Raw genomic sequence first — 6,080 nt, forward strand, 5'->3', positions numbered from 1 at the left:
AGTCCTTGGTGGCTTTTCTTTTTCCAGCGTCGCGTGGGATTGTGAGATACGCCAGTCACGCCCGTCAAGAACTAGTACGAGTTTTTGGATCAAACACTAAATATGGTGGAAAGAGGGGGATAACAGGGGTCAGTGCCGCGCCTGTGATCGAGCCAACTATTGGTGAGTCCTCAGGGATTCCCAAGCCAAAAAATTTCGATCCGGCTGTGGATCGAGGGTCTGCGCCCCGCTGTTCACAGGCGAATTACTTACTCGCGTCCTTCAATTTTTTATCCGCAAGTCGCTTCGACTCGCGCCTCGGAACCAAGTCGATTTGTAGCTGATGACAAGCATGCGGTGGACCTGATGAGCGCCCACGCCCTTTTTGGGATGCGGTCATCAGGAAGAGAGCAAGCCACTTGGTAAGTGGGATTTTGGAGCGCTCGAACACGGTTCGAACCTTGCCTAGGCTGCGCTATCCCGCGCGCGAGGACTTCCGCTCGCCCGTCACCGCGTTCTCGGCAGCCCGGTTCATCAGCGACGCGTAGTCGTGGCCGAACAGCACCTCGCAGAAGCGTATCGCGGCCTTGACCTGCTGCTGGCGGAAGGCCCGGACCCGGGCGTCGCCGCCGCGCAGCGACTGCACCAGCCCCTCGGTCGACTGCTCGACATAATGTTGCAGGTCGGAGAAGGTCCGCAGCGTCACCTCGTTGATGGCGAGCTCGCTGGCATAGGTGCGGCACACCGCGACGAAATCGATCAGGGCGGCGGCGTCCTCGACCTCGGACGCATCGATCTTGGCGCCGGCGGTAATGTCCTTGTCGGCGCGCTGACGCAGGATGCGGCGGACCCGGCCCGGCACGCTGTCGATCTCCGATTGCAGCGCGTTGGAGGTATCGGCGCGGACCGACGTGAGCTGACGGCCCCAGGTGGAATCGTTGCGCAGATCGAGCTCGGTGCGCAGGCCGCGGACGCCGTCATGCAGGGTCTTGAGCTGCTCGCCGACATAATCGAAATGCCCGCGCCGGATGTCGGTGCGCAGGCAGGCTGCGACAAATGACAGGTCATGCAGTGCGATGGTGACGGCGATGCCGTACGGCGTTGCCGCGACCCGCAGCTCATCGTCCGAGGCCGCCATCTTGATGGCGAGCCGGATAATCTGCCAGGGCGCGGCGAGCCGCTGCGCAATCAATGACAGCGCGAAGGGCAGCAGCTGCGGCGTCTGCAGCGACGGCAGCTTGAGCGCATCCATTGCGGAAGCGATCTGGGAATCGGCAAACACCCGGATCTGGCTCGGCAACCGGCTGCCCAGGGTTTCCAGCGCCTCGCGGGCCTGCAGCACCAGGCCGATCGGCAGCAGGTCCTCGACGACGCTCGGCGGGCCGACTCGCGACAGCGCGCGCTGGCGGTCGTCCTGGGTGGGCGCCGCGACCTTGATGATGGCTTCCGCAGCCGCGAGCTGGAACTTGCGCGCGGCGATCTCCATCGGACCGCTCTCGGTGGCCGCTGCCAGTGCCGCCTCGAACTCGCTGATAGCCTCGGGCGCTCCCTCGCGGGCCAGCCACTGCCAGATCGGCAGCAGCGAGGCGCGCCGGAGCTGGCCGGGTCGGGTCGGGAAATTGGTCTCGGCGAGGAACGGCTCGAGGGGACGGAACAGGAGCCGCGCCGGATCGTCGCTGCGCGGCTCGATCCGCTCGTCCTCCTCGGCCCCACGCACGATCTTGCGCAGCTGCTCGAGCACCAGATTGGCGACGGCAACATCGTCGCCGCGTTCGACCGCGCGCTCCAGCTCCCGCATCAGCAGCGCCTGCGATTGCGGCGGAAGCTGCGCGAGATAATCCCTCAGCCGCTCGGTCGATTTCTGGCTCATGCGCCCGGTCGTGAAAGCTTGGTGCCCGGCAAACGCCGCAGCCCGTCCGCTTGGGATGATAGAGGTCGGCGCGTTAAGAACGCGTTTAGGAATAATAATGACGTCGTCGAGCCCCCAAAGGCAGACAAAAGCAGGTCTCGGTTCACCTCTCCCCACCGGGGAGAGGTCGGATTGCGCCTGGCGATGCGAAGCATCGTCCAGTGCAATCCGGGTGAGGGCTCTTGCTCCCTCGATGGACCGTACCCCCTCACCCGATTTGCTACGCAAATCGACCTCTCCCTAGGGAGAGGTGAACTTTCGACGCCGTTGCAGCTCAACCCAATCTCATCATGCGCTACACCGCGGGCAGCATGAGCTCGGCCCGCAGGCCGCCGATTGGCGCGTCGCTCAGTACGAGCTTGCCGCCATAGAGGCCGGCGAGATCGGTCACGATCGACAGGCCGAGCCCCGAGCCGGGCTTCGATTCGTCGAGCCGCTGGCCGCGCCGGGCGACCTTGGCGCGTTCGTCCTCCGACAGGCCGCGGCCGTCGTCGTCGACCACGATGCGCAGCCTGGGACCAGCGCCCGACGCCTCCGGCGGGACCACGCTGACCTCGATGAACACCTGCGAGGCCGCCCATTTGCAGGCGTTGTCGACGAGATTGCCGACCATCTCCTCCAGATCCTGCCGCTCGCCGCGGAACCGCGCCGCCGGATCGGCCTTCGCCTCGATCGAGAGGTCGCGGTCGCGATGGATCTTCTCCATGGTCCGCCGCAGCGCCTCGATGGCAGGCGCGACGTCGGTGATGGTAGAGACGATGGTGGCGCGGGCGGCGATCCGCGCGCGCTCGAGATGGTGCGCGACCTGGTCACGCATCACATCGGCCTGCTCCAGCACCTTGCTGGCGAAGGGATCGGCGGCATGCCCGGCCGCCTCGTTCACGATCACCGACAACGGCGTCTTGATCGCATGGGCGAGATTGCCGACATGGGTGCGCGAGCGCTCGACGATCTCCCGGTTGGCGTCGATCAGCGCGTTGGTTTCGCGCGCCAGCGGCGCGATCTCCACCGGGAACCGGCCCTCCAGCCGCTCGGCGCGACCGGAACGGATATCGGCGATCGCGTCCGAAATGCGCTTGAGCGGCGCCAGGCCATAGCGCACCTGGAAGATCGTGGTCAGCAGCAGCACGATGCCGAGGGCGGCGAAGGTGCCGCCGAGGTAATAGTCGAAGCTGCGCGTCTCATCGAAGATCTCGGTGGCGTCGCCGGCGACGCTGACCAGGAACTTGCCGTCGACGCCGAGATCGACCGGCCGCTCCACCACGCGCAGGCTCTGGCCTTCGGGCCCATCGACATAGCCGAGGCGGACGCCGGCGGCGGTCAGCTCGGCGCCGTGCTCCTCGAGCTTCGGCAGCTTCTTGTCCCACAGCGAGCGCGAGGCGCGGGTCTCGCCCTTCTCGGTATCGGTGCGGGTGATCTGCCAGTACCAGCCTGACAGCGGCAGGTCGAACAGCGGCTCGCCGAGCGACTGGAACTGGCGGTCCGCCGGCTCGTCCGGCGTCGCCACCTCGGCGATCAGGGTGCGCAGATAGAGATTGAGCCGCCGGTCAAAGGCGCGCTCGGTCGCGTCACGATAGACCGACGACAGGATGACGCCCGTGATCGCCAGGATCACCACCACCCAGGCGGTCGCCGAGACGAACAGGCGGGTCGCAAGCGAACTGCCGCCCATCAGGGCACGAGCTCGAACGGCGTGTCAGCGGCAACAGACATCAGGGATTCAGACATCAGCGAATCCAGTCCTCCCGGCGCGGATCATGACAATGCCCGTGTACGCCGATCAAGCGCTCTAAGAGCATGATCCTATGGAATAGGATATGCTCTCATCCTTTTGTTTGATCGCGTTTTCTTCACGCGAGCGAACCGGTATCCGCTTCGCTCGAAAACGCTTTAAGAGCATGATCTCCGCGCAAACGCCACGCGTTTGTCGCGAGGGAAAACCGCTGCGCACTTTTCCGGATCATGCCTTAGGTCGGCGGCGACAGCATGTAGCCCAAGCCGCGAACGGTCTGAATAATATCGACTTCCAGCTTCTTGCGGATGCGGCCGACGAACACCTCGATCGTGTTGGAGTCGCGGTCGAAGTCCTGGTCGTAGAGATGCTCGACCAGCTCGGTGCGCGAGACCACGCGCCCGGTATGGTGCATCAGATAATCGAGCAGATTGTATTCGTGCGAGGTCAGCTTGATCGGGTTGCCGTTGACGGTGACCCGCTTGGTGCGGGTATTGAGCGCCACCGGCCCGCAGTTCAGCTCGACCTGGGCATGCCCGGTCGCGCGGCGCAGCAGCGCGCGGATCCGCGCCAGCACCTCCTCCAGATGGAAGGGCTTCGCGACATAATCGTCGGCGCCGGCGTCGAATCCCTGAACCTTGTCGCTCCAGCGGTCGCGCGCGGTGAGAATCAGCACCGGCATCACCCGCTTGTTCCGCCGCCAGGCCTCGAGCACCGAGATACCGTCCATCTTCGGCAGGCCGATATCGAGCACGACGGCGTCATAGGGCTCGCTGTCGCCCAGGAAATGCCCCTCCTCGCCGTCGAACGCGCGATCGACCACATAGCCGGCGTCCGTCAGCGCGGTGGTGAGCTGGCGGTTCAGATCCGGGTCATCCTCAACGACGAGCAGACGCACTTTGGCCTCCGAGAGTGAGCATTGCCGATAGTCCGGCATCAAATGAGGCTTCGCGCCGTGAACGGCCTATGAATGGATCCGCAACGCAAAGCTTATTTTTTCGTCAGGTGCACCATCCCGGGAACCCACGCAAGCGCCTCAGGTTCCATCGATCAAACGTGGATGGAACGAGACCAGCCTTGAGATCAAGGTATTTAAATACCCAAATCTGGACGTGCGCCTGCTCACCCATCATCACGGTCCCAACGCGCCGGCACCGTGAGCAATGTCACAGACGGCGGCAAGATTAACCTTCGGCGGGCATTTAATTATCGCGGGCACAAGCGATGCGCTAATTCCAGCGCGGGCGCGGCGTGGCACTGGGATCAGGAATAGTTTGTTGCTTGTTTCGAAGATCAAGACATTTGCGGTGGTTGCGGGCTGGCTTGCGCTGGTCTTCATCGCGTTCGTCACCTTATCCCCAATCCAGGACCGTCCGTCGTTCTTGCATCCGCAGGCCGAGCGCTTCGCCGCCTATGCCGTGATGGGACTGGCCTTTGTGCTGGGTTACCCGCGGCGTACCGCCCTGATCGTGCTGTTTGTTGTGTTCAGCGCGTTCACGCTCGAGGCGATGCAATTGCTGACACCGGACCGTCACGGCCGGCTGCTCGACGCGATCGTCAAGGTCGCGGGAGGTTTTGCCGGCATCGGCGCGGGTCACTTCATCCTGCTGGTGCTGCGCAGCCAGTTCGGCCGGCTGAGGTCGCGCGCGGAACATTCGCCGAGTTAATCGCGCTTCGGCACTTCCGCCGACTTTGTGCCCTGTTGCGCCATGCATTGCTGAAAGAAGTGCAGGCGGTCGCCGTTCATCGGCACGGCGCCCGGCCGCTTGTACGGGTAGACCATGTAGGCCGCGCGCAGGCACCGCTTCGCCGTCTCGGCATCCGGTGCGGCAAGGGCGGCATTCGACGACAGCAACAGCGCCAGCACGGCGCTGAACCGAATCGGTGCGCCGCTCACGGCCTCTCGCATTCCGAGTAGAACACGCCATTCGCGGCCGCAAGCCGCTGCAGGCAATGCCGCTTGTCGGTCACCGCGCCCTCGACCGTGAAATCGTAGGCCTGCGCCTTCAGGATCAGCGCGTAGCGTCCCGGCGACAGCGGCGCGTCGTCGCGCGGCTGGACCTCGAACATCTGCGGATCCTCGCTGAGCGGCGCCGCGCGGAACGGGATCGAGATGTTGCGGATCACCCAGGTGTCGTCGCCCGGCGAGACCACCGGCTTGCCGGTTGCATCGAACGTGGTCTGCTGCGTCACGCGCGCGATCAGGCGCACGTCGATCGGATCGGAGGCGCCGCCGGCGCCTTCGCGCCGGAACACGATGAAGCGCAGATGTCCGTCCGGCAGCGTGGTCTCGCTCGGCTTGGTGATCGCAGCTGAAATCGCAATGCGTGGATCCGGCGCACGCCCCTGGATCAGTTGGAGTTCGTACAGCTTGCCGCCGCTCTCGGCATACACGCCATAGGCGGTCGGCAGCGGCCGTTTTGGCGCAGGCGGCTCGGCGGGCACGGCCGGCGCAGGCAC

Annotated in this window: 5 protein-coding genes and 2 pseudogenes; 1 reads left to right on the forward strand and 6 read right to left on the reverse strand. The window is 64.8% G+C overall.

All coding sequences use genetic code 11. The features are described 5' to 3' along the window. Positions 1-300 precede the first annotated feature (300 nt). The 4 genes and pseudogenes from AC628_RS43590 to AC628_RS40140 form a co-directional block, all read right to left on the reverse strand. Positions 301-439 (reverse strand): annotated as a pseudogene (locus AC628_RS43590) (IS1595 family transposase); the annotation flags it as partial. A 15-nt stretch (positions 440-454) separates the two neighbouring features. Beyond that, entirely contained in the window at positions 455-1,849 is a 1,395-nt protein-coding gene (locus tag AC628_RS40130; protein WP_074132258.1) for a hypothetical protein, read from the reverse strand. 334 nt (positions 1,850-2,183) lie between these two features. Next, positions 2,184-3,560 carry an ATP-binding protein gene (locus tag AC628_RS40135; protein WP_074132260.1) on the reverse strand — a complete coding sequence of 459 codons (1,377 nt, stop codon included), beginning with the start codon at positions 3,558-3,560 and terminating at the stop codon, positions 2,184-2,186. A gap of 295 nt (positions 3,561-3,855) precedes the next feature. Next, a complete protein-coding gene (locus tag AC628_RS40140; protein ID WP_016841655.1) occupies positions 3,856-4,518 on the reverse strand; it encodes a response regulator transcription factor in 663 nt (220 codons plus the stop codon). Positions 4,519-4,783: 265 nt separating this feature from the next. Here AC628_RS40140 and AC628_RS44965 point away from each other — a divergent pair, with 265 nt between their 5' ends. After that, positions 4,784-5,287: a hypothetical protein gene (locus AC628_RS44965; protein WP_210190330.1), complete on the forward strand. Its 504-nt coding sequence runs from the start codon at positions 4,784-4,786 to the stop codon at positions 5,285-5,287. On the opposite strand, the gene AC628_RS40150 is transcribed toward AC628_RS44965, so the two are convergent. Both AC628_RS40150 and AC628_RS40155 read right to left on the reverse strand, forming a co-directional pair. Next, positions 5,284-5,517, reverse strand: coding sequence for a hypothetical protein (locus tag AC628_RS40150; protein ID WP_245321575.1), 234 nt, complete (start codon positions 5,515-5,517; stop codon positions 5,284-5,286). The genes AC628_RS44965 and AC628_RS40150 overlap by 4 nt on opposite strands. Next, positions 5,514-6,080: pseudogene (locus AC628_RS40155) on the reverse strand (hypothetical protein); the annotation flags it as partial. The pseudogene AC628_RS40155 and the gene AC628_RS40150, both read right to left, overlap by 4 nt.

This window comes from Bradyrhizobium sp. NAS96.2 (assembly GCF_001908235.1).
Taxonomy (GTDB): Bacteria; Pseudomonadota; Alphaproteobacteria; order Rhizobiales; family Xanthobacteraceae; genus Bradyrhizobium.

What these genes read in the sequence shown, in the direction of transcription:
- AC628_RS40130 (WP_074132258.1), bottom strand. Translation starts at nt 1,849, where the DNA reads ATGAGCCAGAAATCGACCGAGCGGCTGAGGGATTATCTCGCGCAGCTT.
- AC628_RS40135 (WP_074132260.1), bottom strand. Translation starts at nt 3,560, where the DNA reads ATGGGCGGCAGTTCGCTTGCGACCCGCCTGTTCGTCTCGGCGACCGCC.
- AC628_RS44965 (WP_210190330.1), top strand. Translation starts at nt 4,784, where the DNA reads ATGTCACAGACGGCGGCAAGATTAACCTTCGGCGGGCATTTAATTATC.